Source organism: Clostridium phoceensis (genome assembly GCF_001244495.1).
GTDB lineage: Bacteria > Bacillota > Clostridia > Oscillospirales > Oscillospiraceae > Lawsonibacter > Lawsonibacter asaccharolyticus.
Window position 1 is genome coordinate 477,888 of the sequence record NZ_LN866274.1, and the last position, 16,692, is coordinate 494,579.

Consider the following 16,692-nt stretch of genomic DNA (forward strand, 5'->3'; position numbering starts at 1 on the left):
TCGTTCCCGCCCTCAGGCAAGGGGAGAAGCCCGCACGCCGGCCAGGGGAGCCTGGAGGTTCTCCAGCATCCGCAGATAGAAGCCCCGCATCACTGCCTGCTCCTCGGTGGTAAAGCCGGTGAACATTCTGCGGGTCACCCGCTGCAGGCAGGCGAAGCAGTCGTCCACCGCCTTCTCCCCCTTGGCGGTCAGCCGCACCCGGTTCCTCCGGGCGTCCCCAGGCTCCGGCTCCCGGTGAATATACCCCTTTTTCTCCAGGGATTTCAGGGATGCTGCCACTGCGGGCGGCGAAATGTTCAGCAGCTCCGCCAGCTCCCTCTGGGCCTGCCCGTCCGGGCAGCGCTCCCCCGCGCTGCGCAGGATGCACAGCAGAAGGGGATGGCCCACTTCCTGCAGTCCCGCCGCGCTCAATTCCGCCTGCACCGCATTCCGATGCGCCTGATGCATCTGGTGTTCCAACACACCCAGATCCATGTTCAGACTGGACATATCTCCGCCCCCTTACGGAATATTTTTCAATCATTAACGGCTTAATAATTAACATGCTGATTATTTTAGCATTCGGCCATAAAAAGTCAAGGGGAGCCCTGTATGTTTCAAAAATTGTTCATAAATGGACCGGCCCTCGCCTCTGCGGAGGCTGCGTCCCCGTGTAGGGCGTAGTGCCCCCATCGGCCCTGCACGGGATACAGGCCCCACCGCTCCCCATCCTCCATTTATTTCATTTTCAGAAAGCTTATTTGGAACATTCGTTTGACTTTTTTGCTTTCCTGTGCTATGCTTTTATTAAATGAACCGACGACGCCCATCTGTGGAAAGGAGTCAGACCATGGAGAAACTCACTGCGAAGCAGCAGAAGATCTACGACTACATCCAGACCTTTTCCGCGGAACATGGCTATCCCCCTTCTGTCCGTGAGATCGGCGCGGCTGTGGGTCTCAAGTCCCCCTCCACCGTCCATTTCCATCTGAAGGGGCTGGAGGAGGCTGGCGTCATCATCAAGGCAGAGGGCAAGACCCGGGCCATCACCCTGTCCGGCACCGGCCGGCCGGTGGCGGAGGAGCAGGACCCCCGCGCCGATCAGATCCCGGTGGTGGGCAGTGTGGCTGCCGGCTCCCCCATCCTGGCGGAGGAGTGCATTGAGGACTACCTCACCTTTGATACCCAGGGCCTGTCCGGGGAGCACTTCGCCCTGCGGGTGCGGGGGGAATCTATGCTGGACGCCGGCATCCTGCCCGGGGACTTAGTGGTGGTCCACCGCCAGCAGGAAGTCCACAGCGGTGAGATCGTGGTGGCCCTGTTTGAGGATGAGGCCACCGTCAAGACCTATCGCCGGAAGGACGGCCATGTGTGGCTCATGCCGGCCAACGACGACTATACCCCCATCGACGGCGACCGGGCCGAGATCCTGGGCAAGGTGGTGGCGGTAGTCCGCCGCTACTGAGTCCCGCCCAGGTGTTTTTCCTGCCTCTGAAATAAAATTTTTGCCAGATCCCCGGGATTTTCTCTTGACATCCCGGGGATTTCCTATATAATAATTAAGCCTGTCTTTCTGATGAGACAGGAGATATCCTTGCTCCCGGGTCTTCCGGGGGCCATATGTCCATAAGGAGGTGCAAGAACTATGGCAAAAATCAACGCGAACTACGAGGCGCTCTACATCCTGGACCCCGCCCTGGGCGAGGAGGAGATCACCGCTCTGGTGGAGAAGTTCAAGGGTGTGGTGGAGGCCAACGGGACCGTCTCTGAGATCGATCAGTGGGGCAAGCGCCGTCTGGCTTATCCCATCAACGACCTGAACGAGGGCTACTACGTCCTGATGACTTTCAATGCCGCCGCCGCCATTCCCCACGAGCTGGACCGTCTGTTCCGGATCAACGACAGCGTGATGCGTTCCCTGATCGTCTGCAAGGACCAGTGAGGGAGGCGGGCATATGCTCAACAAGATCATCCTCATGGGTCGTCTGACCCGTGACCCCGAGCTCCGGCACACCCAGACCGGGACGGCTGTGGCCTCCTTCTCTCTGGCAGTGGACCGGGACTTTAAGGACAAGGCCACCGGCGACCGCACCACCGATTTCATTGATGTGGTTGCCTGGCGGCAGACCGGCGAGTTTGTCAGCCGCTACTTCACCAAGGGCCGCATGGCCGTGGTGGAGGGCCGCCTCCAGATCCGCGACTGGACGGACAAGGACGGCAACAAGCGCCGCAGTGCCGAGGTGGTTGCCGATAACGTCTATTTCGGTGACTCCAAGCGGGACGCGGAATCCGCCGGCCCGTACAGCGGAGGCTATTCCGCCCCTTCCGGCGGGCGTTCTCCCGCCCCCTCCGGCTTCGGCGCCCCCGACATGGGCGACCAGTTTGCCGAGCTTTCTGATGACGACGGGGAGCTGCCCTTCTGAGAGGGGACACCCGTGATACTTTGACCGATATGGTCTGAAAAGGAGGTTTCTCTCATGCCTATGGATCGTGATAACCGGGGCCCTCGCGGCCGCAAGCGCCGCAAGGTCTGCGCCTTCTGCGTGGACAAGGTGGAGTGTATCGACTATAAGGACGCCGCCAAGCTGCGCCGTTATATCTCCGAGCGGGCCAAGATCCTGCCCCGCCGCACCACCGGCACCTGCGCCATGCATCAGCGCCAGCTGACTGAGGCCATCAAGCGCGCCCGTCAGGTCGCCCTGCTGCCCTACGTCACTGACTGATCGAGTTTTATATGGATAAAAACCCGGCGATCCTGTGATCGCCGGGTTTTTTATGCCTGTTCTGCTTGATGGATCTGGTCCCCCAGGGGGATCTCGGGCATCAGCTCCCGGGAGATGATCTCCAGCATCCCCTCCAGCTTGGCCACGTCCTCCGGGGAAAAGCGGGCCCGGATACGGCTCATGACAGTGTTGAGATAATGATAGCTGATGTTGTAATAATCCAGATACTTCTGGGTCGCCACCAGGTGGTACTCCCGCTTATCCTCCTGGGACTGCCGCTTTTCTACATACCCCTTCTGGACCAGGCTGTTGATCTTGTAGGCCGCGTTGGGGGGAGAGATGCCCACGAAATTAGAAAACTCGTTCACCGTGGGCTCCCCCAGGGCCAGGATGATCTCCATGCAGAAGGTCTCCACTGTGGTCAGCGTGGCCTCCCGCCGCTTGAAACGCCCGAACACCGCCCGGTAAAAATGCAGCTTGAATTTGGTGTACACCTCGTTAAAATCCTTCTCCAGCAAGATGGACCCCTCCTCTTTTCCCCTGTTTTCTCTGCTGGAGTCCATTTTATCAGGGATCGCCCGGCTGTGCAACAGCGAAGGTCAATTCTCCCTGGGCCGCCAGCTTGCCGTTCACCCGGGCCTCCGCCTTGCCGAAGCCCACGCTGCCCACCTGGCGGGTCAGCTCACAGCGCAGCTCCAGCACGTCTCCGGGCACCACCTGGCGCTTGAACCGGGCGTTCTTGATCCCCCCGAAGAAGGCCAGCTTCCCCTTGTTCTCCGGCAGGGACAGGATAGCCACAGCCCCCACCTGGGCCAGCGCTTCCATAATGAGCACTCCGGGCATCACGTGATACCCCGGAAAGTGGCCCGCGAAGAAGGGCTCGTTCACAGTGACGCATTTGATGCCCTGGGCCCAGACGCCGGGCTCTCCGCCGGTGATGCGGTCCACCAGCAGAAAGGGCGGGCGGTGGGGCAGGATCTCCTGGATCTGATTGGCGTCAAGCTCCATGTCTCAGCCCTCCCACTTCTGGAACACCAGGCAGGCGTTGTGCCCGCCGAAGCCCAGAGAATTGGATATGGCGCAGCGGATGTCCGCCTCCCGGCCCTCGTTGGGCACGATGTCCAGGTCACAGGCCGGGTCCGGGACCTGATAGTTGATAGTGGCGGGGACAAACCCATCCTTCAGGGCCAACACACACAGGGCAGCCTCCACCGCGCCGCTGGCTCCCAGCAGGTGGCCGGTCATGGACTTAGTGGAGCTGACCATCAGCCGGTCCGCGTGGGCGCCGAACACCCGGCGGATGGCGGCGGTCTCCCCGCTGTCGTTGAGGGGGGTGGAGGTTCCGTGGGCGTTGATGTAGTCCACCGCCTCCGGGGCCAGGCCGGCATCGGCCAGGGCCTGCTCCATGCAGGCGGCGCTCCAGGCGCCCTCCGGGTCGGGGGCGGTGATGTGGTAGGCGTCGCAGGTGGCGCCGTAGCCGGTGATCTCGCCCAGGATCTGGGCCCCTCGGGCCCTGGCGTGCTCCAGCTCCTCCAGGATCAGCACCGCGGCCCCCTCGCCCATGACGAAGCCGCTGCGCTCCTTGTCAAAGGGGATGGAGGCACGGCTGGGATCGGAGGCGTCGGTCAGGGCGCTCATGGAGGTGAATCCGCCCATGGCCAGGGGCGTGATGGAGGCCTCGGCTCCGCCGGCCACCATCACCTCGGCGTAGCCGTCCCGGATGTGGCGGAAAGCGTCACCCACCGCATTGGCGCCGCCGGCGCAGGCCGCCACCGGGCAGATGCACATGCCGTGCAGTCCGAAGCGGATGGCGATATGGCCGGCCGCCAGGTTGGTGATCACCATGGGGATGAAGAAGGGGGAGACCCGGTCAAAGCCCCGGCTCTGCCCAGTCTCGCAGGAGGTCTGGAGGGTGCCGATGCCGCCGATGCCGCTGGACAGGGCGACGCCGATCCGGGCCCTGTCCTCCCGCTCCAGGTCCAGGCCGCTGTGGGCCATGGCCTCCGCGGCCGCCGTCACGGCAAACTGGGCGAAGCGGTCCATCCGCCGGATCTCCTTCTTCTCCAGCACGCCGGAGGGGTCGAACTCCTTCACCTCGCCGGCCAGGGACACCTTCTGGGCGGAGTGGTCATAGAGGGTGATGGGGGCGATACCGCACACACCCGCTTTGGCCGCCTCCCAGGTTTCCCGGGCGGTATGGCCCAGGGGGGTGACCGCGCCCAGGCCGGTGATAACTACTCGTCTTTTTTCCATAGCAGTTTCCTTTCTGCGGCTCAAACCGCCATTCCTCCGTCCACGCACAGCACCTGGCCCGTGACATAGCCGGCGCCCTCGCCAGCAAAGAAGGCCACCGCCCGGGCCACGTCCTCCGCCGCGCCCAGCCGCTTCATGGGGATAGTGGACAGCAGGGCCTCCCGCGCCCCCTCCGGCAGGGCATCGGTCATATCGGTGGTGATAAAGCCAGGGGCCACCACGTTGACGGTGACGTTCCGGGTGGCCAGCTCCTTGGCCAGGGACTTGGACAGACCAATGAGACCCGCCTTGCTGGCGGAGTAGTTGGTCTGGCCGGCGTTGCCCCGCAGGCCCACTACGCTGCTGATGTTGACTACCCGGCCGCTCTTCTGGCGCATCATGGTCTTATAGGCGGCCCGCATACAGTGGAAGGCCCCCTTTAGGTTGGTGTCCAGCACCGCGTCCCAGTCTGCCTCGGGCATCCGCAGCATCAGGCCGTCCCGGGTGATGCCTGCGTTGTTCACCAGGATGTCCAGCCGGCCCAGCTGCTCCAGCACCTGAGCCACCATTGCGTCGCAGGCCGCAGCGTCAGCCACATCGGCCCGGAGGACCACTGCCCGCACGCCCAGCTCCCGGCACGCCTGGGCCGTCTCCTGGGCCGCAGCCTCGTTCCCGGCGTAGTTCACCGCCACGTCCGCCCCCTGGCGGGCCAGCTCCCGACAGACCGCCCGGCCGATCCCCCGGCTCCCGCCGGTGACCAGGGCCACTTTTCCCTTCAAGCTCATGCCTGCTCTCCTTTCAGCGCCTCACACAGCTTCTCGATGTCCTCCACCGTCTCCACCGCGTAGGTCTTGATGCCCTTTTCCGTCTTTTTCACAAATGCGGACAGAGCCTTGCCCGGCCCGATCTCCACGATGGTGTCCACGCCCATCCCCGCCATGGCGCGGATGGTGTCCTCCAGATAGACGCTGCTCTGAACCTGGCGCACCAGCAGCTCCGGGATGGTCTCTCCCGCCTCCATGGGACCGCCCTTGCAGTTGAACAGCACCGGGAAGCTCATCTCCCCAAAGGCGACGCTGCGGAACTTTTCCGCCAAAGCCTCCCCCGCGGGCGCCATCAGGGAGGTGTGGAAGGGGCCGCTCACCTTCAGCGGCACCACCCGCTTGGCCCCCGCCTGGAGGGCCAGCTCACCCGCCTTCTCCACGGCGGCGGCGTCCCCGGCGATGACCAGCTGGGTGGGGCAGTTGTAGTTGGCGATCTCCACCACACCGGCCTCCCCGGCCTGACGGCAGCACTCCGCCAGCTGCTCCCGGCCCAGCATCAGCACCGCGGCCATGCCGCAGGGCCGGTCCTGCACCGCCTGGGCCATGGCTTTCCCCCGGAAGGCAACCAGCTCCACCGCCGTCTTGGAGTCGAACGCCCCGGCGGCCTGGAGGGCGGAATACTCGCCCAGGCTCAGGCCGGCGGCCACCTCCGGGATGATTCCCTTCTCCCGCAGCACCGCCGTCACCCCGGCGGCAAAGGCCACCATGCAGGGCTGGGTGTACTGGGTCTGGGACAGTTTCTCCTCCGGTCCCTCGAAGCACAGCTCTTTCAGGTCAAAGTCCAGCTGGGCGCTGTCCAGCACCTGCCGGAAGGCGGGATAAGTCTCGTACAGGTCCCGCCCCATTCCCGGGTGCTGGGTGCCCTGCCCCGCATATAAAAAGGCCAATTTCATGCCAATGCCCTCCATTCTCTTGTCAGCTCCTCCATCAGCTCCCGGACGGAGCACATCCGGTCCAGCAGGCCCACGCTGGCCCCGCTGAAAAACAGGCCCTCCTCCCGGTTGCCCTTCACCGCCTGGATCAGCGCGTGGGTAATGCAGAAGGGGATCTCCGAGGGCCGGCAGCCCTGCATACACTGGGCGCACCACTGGGGTTCCAGCCGTTCCCCCGCCTCCAGCCGGCGGATCAGCGGGGTGCGCACCGCGCGCCCCGGCATCCCCACCGGGCTGTGGATGATGGCCAGGTCCTCCTCCCGGGCCTCCAGCAGCACGTCCTTATAGCCTTGGGAGGCGTCGCACTCCCAGGTGGCAATGAAGCGGGTGGCCATCTGGACCCCCGCCGCCCCCAGCCGGGTGAGCCGGGCCATGTCCGCCCCGCTCCAGATCCCGCCTGCGGGAAAGACCGGGATGGGGTGCCCGTATTTTTCCGCGTAGGGGGCCGTCTCCGCCAGCACACCGGGGAGCAGGTCCTCCAAGGAGGGACAAGTCCCCTCCTTCAGTGCCTCCTCCCCAAAGCCCAGGTGCCCCCCCGCCCTGCTCCCCTCCAGCACCAGGAAGTCGGCGGTGGTCTGGTACTTTCTGTCCCAGGTCTTAAGGAGCAGCCGGGCTGCCCGGGGGCTGGACACGATGGGGGCGATGGCTGTCTTCCCCTGGGTCAGCGCGGGCAGCTCCAGGGGCAGGCCCGCACCGCAGACTACCGCGTCCACCCCGGCGGCCACTGCGGTGCGGACCGCATCGGCAAACTGCCGGGTGGCCACCATGGCATTGACCGCCACCATCCCAGCCCCCCGGGCCAGCTCCTTCGCTCTGCCGATCTCCCGGCGCAGGGCCCGCAGGTTGGCACCGGCGGGGTCGGTGGGGAAGTCCGGCTCCTGATAGCCCGCGTCTGCGGTGCTGATGGTGCCCATGCCGCCGCAGGCGGCCACCGCGCCCGCCAGGCCGCCCAGGGAGACGCCCACCCCCATGCCGCCCTGGAGAACGGGAATGGAGAGGTGATGTCCTCGTATCTCCATTCTTATCCTCTCAGCTCCGCCAGGCGGCGGTCGCAGCCCGCGGAGAGCTCCTCGAAGATCTGCCGCAGGGGCTTGATCTCGTGGAGCATCCCGGCCACCTGTCCGGCCATCAGGCTTCCCGTCTTGGTGTCCCCGTCAAAGACAGCCCGGCGCAGGCTGCCCAGGGTGTACTGCTCGAGCTCCATCATGGTGGCGCCGGCCCGCTCTTTGGAGACATAGGTGCGGGCCATCTGATTCTTCAGGATGCGTACCGGGGTGCCGGCGATCCGGCCGGTGACGATGGTGCCGCTGTCCTTGGCCTTCAGGATGGCCTGCTTATAGTTTTCATGAATGGGGCACTCCTGGCTGACCAGCAGGCAGGTGCCCACTTGGGCGCCGCAGGCCCCCAGGGCATAGGCGGCCAGCAGCTGCCGGCCGTCGGCGATACCGCCGGCGGCCACTACGGGCAGATCCACGGCGTCGCACACCTGGGGAACCAAGGCCATGGTGGTCAGCTCACCCACGTGTCCGCCGGACTCGGTGCCCTCGGCGATGACCGCGTCTGCGCCGGCCCGCTCCGCCACCTTAGCCACCGCCACCGCGGGGACCACGGGGAGCACTTTGGCGCCGTACTCCTTCCAGACAGGGATATAGGCGCCGGGGTTGCCCGCGCCGGTGGTGACCACCATCACCCGCTCCTCCGCCACCACCCGGACCATCTCTTCCACCTGGGGGTGCATCAGCATCACATTGACGCCGAAGGGCCTGTCGGTCAGTTCTCGGCACCGGCGGATGTTCTCCCGCAGGCTGTCCGGTGTCATGCCGCCCGCGCCGATCAGGCCCAGGGCCCCAGCGTTGGAGACGGCGGCGGCAAATTCACCGGTGGCAATGTTGGCCATGCCGCCCTGGATAAAGGGGAACTCCGTCCCCAAAAGCTCATTCAATTTCATGGTTTCCTCCCGCATCCGCCCCTCGAGGCAGTTTGTTTGTCATCCCCACGTCCCCAGCGGAAAGAGCGCCCGGCGCTCCTCACCACCGGAACATTGCTCCGCCCCAGGTCAGCCCGGCGCCGAAGCCCAGGCACATGATCCACTGTCCCGGCCGCAGCAGCTCCTGCTCCGCCATCTCGTCCAGCGCAATGGGGATGGTGGCGGCCGAGGTGTTGCCGTACCGGCCGATGTTCTCGTAGAACCGCTCCATGGGGACCTTCATCCGCTTAGCCACCCCCTCCAGGATGCGGTGGTTGGCCTGGTGGAGCACATACCAGTCGATCTGGTCCCTGTCCATCCCGGCCTTGTCCAGCAGGGACCGGGCCAGCTCCGGGACAGTCTTGAGGGCAAATTGAAAGACTTCCTGGCCGTTCATGTGGAGGTAGGCCGGGTGGTTGCCCGGGCCCGCCGCCCACAGGGCCTCCCGGTTGCCCCGGGTGCCCAGCAGGGCGTGCCAGGGGGCCCCCTCCGTGCTTTTGACCACTGCGGCACCCGCTCCGTCTCCGAAGAGGATGCAGGTGGAGCGGTCATCCATATCGGTAATGCGGCTGAGCAGCTCGCCGCCCACCAGCAGAGCGCAGGGCCGGGCCATCCGGGGCAGCATGGCCGCCGCGGTCTCCATGGCGTAGAGGAAGCCGGTGCAGCCGGCGCTCAGGTCAAAAGCGGGACAGTCCTCCGGCAGGCCCAGCTCCTGGTGGAGCAGGCACGCCTGGGAGGGGGTGATCCAGTCCGGCGTGACAGTGGCCATCAGGCACAGACCGATGTCCTGGGGGCCGACCCCCGCCCGCTCCATGGCCCGCCGGGCGGCGGCTACGGCCAGTTGGGTCAGGGTCTCCCCCTGGGCGAAGCGCCGCTCCCGGATGCCGGTGCGGCTGACGATCCAGTCGTTGCTGGTCTCCACCCGCCGGGCCAGGTCGTCGTTGGTCACGATATGGTCGGGCAGGCAGCGGCCAGTGCCCAAAATGCTCAGTCCGTTCATGGATTCTCCTTCCAGGGGGCGGCGCTCCCCATTCTGCGAAATTTCTCCTGCCGGCGGGCGGCAAAGCTGCCCTCTTTGACCACCCGGGCCAGGGCGGCGGACAGGCTGCGGTCCACCGCCTCAAACACCTCCTGGGGGTCACTGTGGGCCCCGCCCTCCGGCTCGGGGATCACCTCATCCGCCACCCCCAGCTCCAGCAGGTCGGCGGCAGTCATGCGCATCAGTTCCGCCGCCTCCCCGCTGCGGCCGGCGTCCTTCCACAGGATGGAGGCGAACCCCTCGGGGGAGAGGATGGAGTACACCGCGTTCTCCAGCATCAGCACCCGGTTGGCCACGGCCAGCGCCAGCGCGCCGCCGCTGCCCCCCTCGCCGATGACCACAGTGACCACCGGGACGGTGAGGCAGCTCATCCGGGCGATGGTGGAGGCGATGGCCTCGCCCTGCCCCCGGGCCTCGGCCTCCAGCCCCGGATAAGCCCCCGGCGTGTCCACAAAGGTGATGACCGGGCGCTTGAATTTCTCCGCCTGGTCCATCAGCCTCTGGGCCTTGCGGTATCCCTCCGGCCCCGGCATACCGAAGTTGTAGGCCACATTTTCCTCCAGAGTCTTGCCCTTCCGGTGTCCGATCACCGTCACAGGGTGCCCCTTGTAGAGGGCGATGCCCCCCAGGATGCTGGGGTCCTCCCGGTTCTGCCGGTCCCCTTTCTGCTCAAAAAAGTCGGTAAACAGGGCAGCAATAAAGTCCGCCGTCCCGGGCCGGGCAATATGCCGGGCCAGCACCACCCGCTGGGCTGCGGTCAGGATCTCAGCCACGGAACGTCCCTCCTTTCTCGTGCAGGCGCAGCAGTTTGGAGATGGTGGCCCGCATCTCGCCCCGGGGGACGATCCGGTCTACAAAGCCGTGCTCCTCTAGGTACTCCGAGCGCTGGAACCCCTCCGGCAGAGTCTGTCCGATGGTCTGCTCGATGACCCGGGGGCCGGCAAAGCCGATGAGGGCCCCCGGCTCCGCCAGGGTGATGTCCCCCAGAGAGGCGAAGGAAGCGGTAACCCCGCCGGTGGTGGGGTGGGTCAGAAAGGAGATGTACAGTCCGCCCGCCTCCCGGAAGCGCTGGATGGCGGCGGAGGTCTTGGCCATCTGCATCAGGGAGAGGATCCCCTCCTGCATCCGGGCCCCGCCGCTGGCGGAGAAAATGATGAGGGGCAGCCTGTTCCGCTGGGCATATTCCACGCAGCGTGTCACCTTCTCCCCCACGGCCGCTCCCATGCTGCCCATAAAGAAGCGGCTGTCCAGGGCGGCGGCGGCCACGCTGCGGCCCTCCACCCGGCCCCGGGCGGTGACCACCGCCTCCATCAGGCCAGTCTTATCCCGCTGGCGCTCCAGCTTCTCCTCATATCCGGGGAAACCCAGCACATTGGGGGCCACCAGGTCCTGGTCCAGCTCCCGGAAGCTCTTGGAGTCCAGCAGCATGGCCAGCCGCAGGTAGGCCCCGATGGTGTGGTGGTATCCGCACTTCGTACAGACATACAGGCTGTGGGACAGTTCCGTCTTGGGCACCACCGCCCCGCAGCTGGGGCACTTATCGAACACAGGCCGGGCCGCCAGCCTTTTGGGCTCGCCGTCCTCCCCCTTCCGCCGGGCCCGCAGCTCCATCAGCCGGGCCTTCCGGCGGGCAAAGATCTCTTCCATAGCGCTCCTTCCATCGCACAGGCCGGAGCGGAGGGACCTCTCCCTCCGCTCCGCGCCGTTCAACCGGGTCCTCCGGCTGAAAAGGTTCCTATCTCACCATCCGGCGGGGACGGGACTCACCCCTCCGTCCCGCAGTCCCAGGCCATCAGGGTCTCCAGATTTTCTTCCAAGAATCCCGTGTGGTACTGCCCCTTTACAAAGTCGGGCTGATAGAGGATCAGATGGCACAGTTCTGCGGTGGTCACCATCCCCTGGATCATCAGCTCCTCCAGCGCCCGGCGCATCCGGCGCACCGCCTCCAGCCGGGTGGGGGCCCACACCACCACCTTGGCGCACAGGGAGTCATAGTAGGGCGGCATCTGGTAGCCGCCGAACAGGGCGGTGTCCACCCGCACCCCGGGCCCGCCGGGGAGATGAAGAAATTCCACCCGTCCCGGGCTGGGCCGAAAGCCCTCCCTGGGGTCCTCCGCGTTGATGCGGCACTCCATGGCACAGCCGGACAGCCGGACCTCCTCCTGCCCCACGCTCAGGGGCAGGCCCGCCGCGATGCGCAGCTGTTCCCGCATCAGGTCCAGCCCCGTGACGAACTCGGTCACCGGGTGCTCCACCTGGATGCGGGTGTTCATCTCAATAAAGTAGAACCGCCTGTCCTCATCCAGCACGAATTCGATGGTACCCGCGCTCTCGTAATGGGCGGCCCGGGCCGCCCGGACGGCGGCCTGGCCCATCTCCTCCCGCAGCTGGGGGGTGAGGGCCCGGGAGGGGGACTCCTCGATCAGCTTCTGATTCTTCCGCTGGATGGAGCAGTCCCGCTCCCCCAGATGGATCACATTGCCCTGAGAGTCGGCCAGGATCTGAAACTCGATGTGGCGGGGGTGGAGGATCAGCTTCTCCACATACAGCTCCCCGTTGCCGAAGCAGGCCACTGCCTCAGACTGGGCGGCCTGGAACAGGGCCGGCAGGTCCTCCGGCCGGTCCACCCGGCGCATCCCGCGGCCTCCGCCGCCGGCAGAGGCCTTCACCAGCACGGGGTAGCCCACCTCGTCCGCCACCCGGCGGGCCTCCTCCAGGTCCACAGCCCCCTCGGAGCCCGGGACCACGGGCACGCCGGAGCGGCGCATCAGCGCCTTGGCCGCCGCCTTGCTCCCCATCTGCCGGATCACGTCGCCGGAGGGACCGATAAACTTCAGCCCGCACTTGGCGCACAGGTCGGCAAAGTCCGGATTTTCAGAGAGGAAGCCGTATCCGGGATGGACAGCGTCACAGCCTGTCTCTACCGCCGCCGTCAGGATGGCGGCCTGGTTCAGATAGCTTTCCGCTGCCCGGGCCGGACCGATGCACACCGCCCGGGTGGCCAACTGGACATGGAGGGCGTCCCGGTCGGCGACGGAGTACACCGCCACTGTCTCGATCTCCAGCTCCCGGCAGGCCCGGATGATCCGCACCGCGATCTCGCCCCGGTTGGCGATCAAAACCCTCCGGAACATTTCAGACCTCCCGGATGCGGAACATGGGGGCGTCAAAGCCCACCAGCTCTCCGTCCTTCACCAGCACTTCCTCAATGATGCAGTCCGCCGGAGCGGGGACCTCGCTCATCATCTTCATGGCTTCCAGCACACAGACGGTCTGTCCCTTCCGCACCTGGTCGCCCGCTTTGACAAAGGGGGCCTCCCCCGGGGCGGGGGCGGCGTAGAAGGTGCCCACCAGGGGGGCGTTCAGGGTCTGCCCCTCCTCCGCCGGAGCGGGCTGGGGCGCAGCCGCTCCAGGGGCCGCCGGGGTGGCCTGGATCTCCGGGGCAGCCGAAACGGGGGCGGTCCCCTTCTCCAGGCGCAGGCGCAGGTTGCCCTCCTCCAGCTCCAGCACGGTACAGGCGGAGGTGTCGAACCGGTCCATCAGAGCCTTGATCTCATTCAGATCCATGGCTTACTGATGCTCCTCCAGCAGACGGACGATATCGCCCACAGTGACGATGCTCTTCAGCTCCTCGTCGGTGAGGGAGAAGCCCAGCACGTCGTTCAGCGCCAGATTCAGCTCCACGGCGTCCAGAGAATCGGCCTCCAGGTCGTCCACCAGGCTGGCTTCCATGGTGATCTGCTCGGGCTCACAGCTCAGGGTATCCAGAATGACCTCTTTGACCTTCTCAAACATAATAAAAACACTCCTTGTCGAATTTTAGTTCAAATTATTTAATTAAAATAATTTAGTGATATTCTAACAAGCCTTGGAAAAAAGTCAATTGTGAGTTTTCACAATTGTGTCCTCTCCGCCCGCTTTTCTTCTTTTTTAATTTTCATTTTCCTCTCCCTTTTTCCTGCAAAGGCAGAAAAAACCGCCCGGGATACAGCTCCCGGGCGGTCTCAAATATCATATACACCGGTCCAGCCCCGGTTGTGCCTCCCCCTGCTCCGGGGACGCCCGGCCGGTCCCGCCTTCTGCTTTGGCGGGGCGGTCACCTCTTCCTGCCGCTCCCGGGCCCGCTCCGCTCCTTCGCCGCGGCCCGCTCCAGCGCCTCCTTCACCGGCCGGGAACGCTCCCCCCGGTTGTGCCGGGCCAGGATGGCGGAGATCTCCCCCTCCGCCTCCTCCACCTCCCGGCGGAAGGAGGCAGCTGGAAGGCGCAGGGCCCCGTGGCCCAGGATGATGAGCTGCTCCGCCCCGTCGGAGGTGACCACCCGCACCCGGTGCTCCCGGGCGATCTCATAGGTGGTCTTCTCGATATAGGCGTCCGCTGTCTCTGCCTCCTTGGTGTACACCACGTAGATCCCGTTCCGCCGCTCCACCGAGCCCGGGTTCCCCTTTACCTTGTAGGCGTCAAAGACCAGGATGACCACGCACCTGCGGAAGCCCTGATAGTTGGAGAGGATATCCTCCAGGCCCCCCCGGGCGGCGGCCACATCCTGGCGGGCCAGCCGCTCCAGCTCCTCCCATGCAAAGATCACATTGTATCCATCCACCAGAAGGTACTCCGGCCCCTGCTTCTGTGTCCGGATGCTGTACTTCTCCCCATCCAGGCTGGTGCGGGCGGGCTTCTTCTGGGGCTGGAAGGCCCTCTGCTCCACCTTGCCGTAGGTGCGCTCGAAGATGGCCATCAGCTCCTTGTCCTGCTCCAGTGAGCCCGCCGGCCCCCGCTCCGCCGGACGGACAGGCGTCTCTGGAGGAGGCGCCTCCTCCCCGCCCAGGCGCAGGCCGCTGTCCACATGCATGTGGGCGCGCACCTGGTCCCACTTCACTGTAACGCCGGCGCCGTGGGAACAGAACACCGAGTCCGCAGGGTTGTCCGTGTCCCGCTCCGGGTCATAGCCCAGGGCGGATACCACGCCCGCCTGATCTCCGCAGGGTCGGTAGCCCCCAGGGGTGCAGAACAGCCGGCCCTGGCCCCTGGTATAGGCGGCCACCTGAGTCCCGTAGTCCCGCAGCCCCTCCACCGGGGCCCCGCCGGTGAGCACTGCCTCCTCCCCCTGGCTCTCTGGGGCCGCCGCCTCGCCCCCCATCCGCTGGATGTCGGACAGGGCCCGCCCCAGGCAGGAGGCGGGCAGCTCCAGCCGAAAGTCGTACCAAGGCTCCAGCAGGATGCTCTCCGCCTGCATCAGCCCCTGCCGCACCGCCCGGTAGGTGGCCTGGCGGAAGTCGCCCCCCTCGGTATGCTTCTCGTGGGCCCGGCCGGCCACCAGTGTGATCCTCAGATCTGTGATGGGGGAGCCAGTGAGCACCCCCAGGTGCTCACGCTCCAGCAGGTGGGTGAGGATCAACCGCTGCCAGTTCAGGTCCAGCTGGTCGGTGGAGCAGGCGGTCCCTACCCGCAGGCCGCTGCCACGCTCCCCGGGCTCCAGCAGCAGGTGGACCTCGGCGTAGTGGCGCAGGGGCTCAAAGTGGCCCACTCCCTCCACCGGCGCGGCGATGGTCTCCCGGTAGACGATGCTCCCCGCGCCGAAGGAGACCTCCATGCCGAACCGCTGGGCGATGACCTGGCGGAGGATCTCCAGCTGCACCTCCCCCATGAGCTGGATATGGATCTCCCGCAGGCGCTCGTCCCACAGGATGTGGAGCTGGGGGTCCTCCTCCTCCAGCTCCCGCAGCTGCCGGAGAGCCGCGTGGGGATCGCACCCCTCCGGCAGCTCCAGCCGGTAGGTGAGCACCGGCTCCAGCACCGGGGGCTGTCCCGCCGCCTCAAAGCCCAGCCCCTCTCCCGGCCTGGTGCGGCTCAGCCCTGTTACAGCGCAGACGGTCCCCGCCTCCGCCTCCTCCACGGCCCGGTATTTGGCCCCGGAGTAGATCCGGATCTGGTCCGCTTTTTCTTCCCAGCGCATCTCCCCCTCCCCGCCGGTCAGGGGCGTTTTCACCCGCAGGCTGCCCCCGGTGATCTTCAGGTAGGTCAGCCGGACCCCTTGGGCGTCCCGGGCGACCTTGTACACCCGGGCCCCGAACTGCGGGGGACAGCACTTCCGGGGGGCATACTGCTCCACCCCCTCCAGGAACTCCGCCACCCCCTCCAGCTTCAGGGCGGAGCCGAACCAGCAGGGAAACAGCCTGCGCCTCTCCACCAGGGCCCGGATCTCCTCCGGCTCCACCTGCCCCCGCTCCAGATATCGCTCCAGCGTTCCCTCGTCGCACATGGCCACGCTCTCCTGGAGCCCGGGTCCCTCCTGGCCGAAGTCCACGCAGCCGCTGTCCAGCCTCTGGAGCTCTGCCATCAGAACCGCCCGGTCCGCCCCCGCCAGGTCCATCTTGTTGACAAAGAGGAGGGTGGGGATGTGATAGCGCTCCAGCAGCCGCCACAGGGTCCGGGTGTGCCCCTGCACCCCGTCCGTCCCGCTGATGACCAGGATGGCACAGTCCAGCACCTGGAGGGTACGCTCCATCTCGCTGGAGAAGTCCACATGGCCCGGGGTGTCCAGCAGGGTGACCTCTACACCGGGCAGCGGCAGCACCGCCTGCTTGGAAAAAATGGTGATGCCCCGCTCCCGCTCCAGCGCCTCCGTGTCCAGAAAGGCGTCCTGGTGGTCCACCCGCCCCAGCCGCTTCAGTGTGCCGCAGGTGTACAGCATCCCCTCGGATAAGGTGGTCTTCCCCGCATCCACATGGGCTAAAATTCCAATGACCAGCTTTCTCATGGTTCCCCTTCTGGTCCCAAAAACAGCGGGGCGTCACTGCCCCGCCGGACCGCTGTGTTCTGTATATTCCCATTTTAGAGGATTCAGCCCCTCAAATCAAGGCCAAAAACCGATGCGGCCTTCGCTTTCCCTCATTTCATCCGGATCGTGCCTGAACGCACCTCCTCAGACCTCCCCGCTTTCAGGTCTGTTTGGCCAAAGCGCGCCTGATTTTCAGCAGATGCTCCAAAAATGGTTTTA

The 16,692-nt window shown here is 65.8% G+C and carries 19 protein-coding genes; 4 read left to right on the forward strand and 15 right to left on the reverse strand.

Annotation, left to right across the window (positions count from 1 at the left end):
• Positions 1-12: 12 nt before the first annotated feature.
• On the reverse strand, positions 13-489 hold the full coding sequence (locus BN1969_RS03105; RefSeq protein WP_050622954.1) for a MarR family winged helix-turn-helix transcriptional regulator: 477 nt from the start codon (positions 487-489) through the stop codon (positions 13-15).
• 340 nt (positions 490-829) lie between these two features.
• On the opposite strand from BN1969_RS03105, the gene lexA reads away from it, so the two are divergent.
• The 4 genes from lexA to rpsR all read left to right on the forward strand — a co-directional run bounded on the left by lexA (position 830) and on the right by rpsR (position 2,702).
• A complete protein-coding gene (gene lexA / locus BN1969_RS03110; protein WP_050622955.1) occupies positions 830-1,444 on the forward strand; it encodes a transcriptional repressor LexA in 615 nt (204 codons plus the stop codon).
• A 180-nt stretch (positions 1,445-1,624) separates the two neighbouring features.
• Positions 1,625-1,921 (forward strand): 30S ribosomal protein S6, encoded by a 297-nt coding sequence (rpsF, locus tag BN1969_RS03115; protein WP_050622956.1) that lies wholly within the window; start codon positions 1,625-1,627, stop codon positions 1,919-1,921.
• A 13-nt stretch (positions 1,922-1,934) separates the two neighbouring features.
• Entirely contained in the window at positions 1,935-2,402 is a 468-nt protein-coding gene (locus BN1969_RS03120; RefSeq protein ID WP_050622957.1) for a single-stranded DNA-binding protein, read from the forward strand.
• A gap of 54 nt (positions 2,403-2,456) precedes the next feature.
• Positions 2,457-2,702: a 30S ribosomal protein S18 gene (rpsR, locus tag BN1969_RS03125; RefSeq protein WP_050622958.1), complete on the forward strand. Its 246-nt coding sequence runs from the start codon at positions 2,457-2,459 to the stop codon at positions 2,700-2,702.
• 50 nt (positions 2,703-2,752) lie between these two features.
• Here the strand turns inward: rpsR and BN1969_RS03130 are convergent, their stop codons facing one another.
• The 14 genes from BN1969_RS03130 to BN1969_RS03195 all read right to left on the reverse strand — a co-directional run bounded on the left by BN1969_RS03130 (position 2,753) and on the right by BN1969_RS03195 (position 16,452).
• The gene (locus tag BN1969_RS03130) at positions 2,753-3,220 is read right to left on the reverse strand and encodes a MarR family winged helix-turn-helix transcriptional regulator (RefSeq protein WP_050622959.1); all 468 of its coding nucleotides are present in this window, start codon (positions 3,218-3,220) and stop codon (positions 2,753-2,755) included.
• A 49-nt stretch (positions 3,221-3,269) separates the two neighbouring features.
• The gene (gene fabZ, locus BN1969_RS03135; RefSeq protein WP_050622960.1) at positions 3,270-3,710 is read right to left on the reverse strand and encodes a 3-hydroxyacyl-ACP dehydratase FabZ; all 441 of its coding nucleotides are present in this window, start codon (positions 3,708-3,710) and stop codon (positions 3,270-3,272) included.
• Between the two features lie 3 nt (positions 3,711-3,713).
• Positions 3,714-4,955: a beta-ketoacyl-ACP synthase II gene (fabF, locus tag BN1969_RS03140; protein ID WP_050622961.1), complete on the reverse strand. Its 1,242-nt coding sequence runs from the start codon at positions 4,953-4,955 to the stop codon at positions 3,714-3,716.
• 20 nt (positions 4,956-4,975) lie between these two features.
• A complete protein-coding gene (gene fabG, locus BN1969_RS03145; RefSeq protein ID WP_050622962.1) occupies positions 4,976-5,719 on the reverse strand; it encodes a 3-oxoacyl-[acyl-carrier-protein] reductase in 744 nt (247 codons plus the stop codon).
• The gene (gene fabD / locus BN1969_RS03150; protein WP_050625378.1) at positions 5,716-6,651 is read right to left on the reverse strand and encodes an ACP S-malonyltransferase; all 936 of its coding nucleotides are present in this window, start codon (positions 6,649-6,651) and stop codon (positions 5,716-5,718) included. Before fabD ends, fabG begins: the two co-directional genes overlap by 4 nt.
• A complete protein-coding gene (locus BN1969_RS03155; RefSeq protein ID WP_050622963.1) occupies positions 6,648-7,709 on the reverse strand; it encodes an NAD(P)H-dependent flavin oxidoreductase in 1,062 nt (353 codons plus the stop codon). The genes fabD and BN1969_RS03155 overlap by 4 nt, the downstream gene beginning before the upstream one ends.
• Positions 7,710-7,711: 2 nt before the next feature.
• On the reverse strand, positions 7,712-8,638 hold the full coding sequence (locus BN1969_RS03160) for a nitronate monooxygenase (protein ID WP_050622964.1): 927 nt from the start codon (positions 8,636-8,638) through the stop codon (positions 7,712-7,714).
• A 79-nt stretch (positions 8,639-8,717) separates the two neighbouring features.
• A complete protein-coding gene (locus BN1969_RS03165) occupies positions 8,718-9,656 on the reverse strand; it encodes a beta-ketoacyl-ACP synthase III (RefSeq protein ID WP_050622965.1) in 939 nt (312 codons plus the stop codon).
• Positions 9,653-10,468: an acetyl-CoA carboxylase carboxyltransferase subunit alpha gene (locus BN1969_RS03170; RefSeq protein WP_050622966.1), complete on the reverse strand. Its 816-nt coding sequence runs from the start codon at positions 10,466-10,468 to the stop codon at positions 9,653-9,655. Before BN1969_RS03170 ends, BN1969_RS03165 begins: the two co-directional genes overlap by 4 nt.
• Positions 10,461-11,342, reverse strand: a complete 882-nt coding sequence (accD, locus tag BN1969_RS03175) for an acetyl-CoA carboxylase, carboxyltransferase subunit beta (protein WP_050622967.1) — start codon at positions 11,340-11,342, stop codon at positions 10,461-10,463. Before accD ends, BN1969_RS03170 begins: the two co-directional genes overlap by 8 nt.
• Before the next feature lie 116 nt (positions 11,343-11,458).
• Positions 11,459-12,829, reverse strand: coding sequence for an acetyl-CoA carboxylase biotin carboxylase subunit (gene accC, locus BN1969_RS03180; RefSeq protein ID WP_050622968.1), 1,371 nt, complete (start codon positions 12,827-12,829; stop codon positions 11,459-11,461).
• A 1-nt stretch (position 12,830) separates the two neighbouring features.
• Complete coding sequence (gene accB / locus BN1969_RS03185) at positions 12,831-13,262, reverse strand: acetyl-CoA carboxylase biotin carboxyl carrier protein (RefSeq protein ID WP_050622969.1); 432 nt, start codon at positions 13,260-13,262, stop codon at positions 12,831-12,833.
• Positions 13,263-13,265: 3 nt separating this feature from the next.
• Positions 13,266-13,490, reverse strand: coding sequence for an acyl carrier protein (locus tag BN1969_RS03190; RefSeq protein ID WP_305147889.1), 225 nt, complete (start codon positions 13,488-13,490; stop codon positions 13,266-13,268).
• A 301-nt stretch (positions 13,491-13,791) separates the two neighbouring features.
• Complete coding sequence (locus tag BN1969_RS03195) at positions 13,792-16,452, reverse strand: translation factor GTPase family protein (RefSeq protein WP_050622971.1); 2,661 nt, start codon at positions 16,450-16,452, stop codon at positions 13,792-13,794.
• Positions 16,453-16,692 lie beyond the last annotated feature (240 nt).

Coding starts and splice junctions, on each gene's coding strand:
- BN1969_RS03195 (WP_050622971.1), bottom strand. CDS start 16,452: ATGAGAAAGCTGGTCATTGGAATTTTAGCCCATGTGGATGCGGGGAAG.
- fabZ (WP_050622960.1), bottom strand. CDS start 3,710: ATGGAGCTTGACGCCAATCAGATCCAGGAGATCCTGCCCCACCGCCCG.
- BN1969_RS03155 (WP_050622963.1), bottom strand. CDS start 7,709: ATGGAGATACGAGGACATCACCTCTCCATTCCCGTTCTCCAGGGCGGC.
- BN1969_RS03165 (WP_050622965.1), bottom strand. CDS start 9,656: ATGAACGGACTGAGCATTTTGGGCACTGGCCGCTGCCTGCCCGACCAT.
- accD (WP_050622967.1), bottom strand. CDS start 11,342: ATGGAAGAGATCTTTGCCCGCCGGAAGGCCCGGCTGATGGAGCTGCGG.
- accC (WP_050622968.1), bottom strand. CDS start 12,829: ATGTTCCGGAGGGTTTTGATCGCCAACCGGGGCGAGATCGCGGTGCGG.
- BN1969_RS03190 (WP_305147889.1), bottom strand. CDS start 13,490: ATGTTTGAGAAGGTCAAAGAGGTCATTCTGGATACCCTGAGCTGTGAG.
- fabF (WP_050622961.1), bottom strand. CDS start 4,955: ATGGAAAAAAGACGAGTAGTTATCACCGGCCTGGGCGCGGTCACCCCC.
- rpsR (WP_050622958.1), top strand. CDS start 2,457: ATGCCTATGGATCGTGATAACCGGGGCCCTCGCGGCCGCAAGCGCCGC.
- lexA (WP_050622955.1), top strand. CDS start 830: ATGGAGAAACTCACTGCGAAGCAGCAGAAGATCTACGACTACATCCAG.
- rpsF (WP_050622956.1), top strand. CDS start 1,625: ATGGCAAAAATCAACGCGAACTACGAGGCGCTCTACATCCTGGACCCC.
- BN1969_RS03120 (WP_050622957.1), top strand. CDS start 1,935: ATGCTCAACAAGATCATCCTCATGGGTCGTCTGACCCGTGACCCCGAG.
- accB (WP_050622969.1), bottom strand. CDS start 13,262: ATGGATCTGAATGAGATCAAGGCTCTGATGGACCGGTTCGACACCTCC.
- BN1969_RS03160 (WP_050622964.1), bottom strand. CDS start 8,638: ATGAAATTGAATGAGCTTTTGGGGACGGAGTTCCCCTTTATCCAGGGC.
- fabG (WP_050622962.1), bottom strand. CDS start 5,719: ATGAGCTTGAAGGGAAAAGTGGCCCTGGTCACCGGCGGGAGCCGGGGG.
- fabD (WP_050625378.1), bottom strand. CDS start 6,651: ATGAAATTGGCCTTTTTATATGCGGGGCAGGGCACCCAGCACCCGGGA.
- BN1969_RS03105 (WP_050622954.1), bottom strand. CDS start 489: ATGTCCAGTCTGAACATGGATCTGGGTGTGTTGGAACACCAGATGCAT.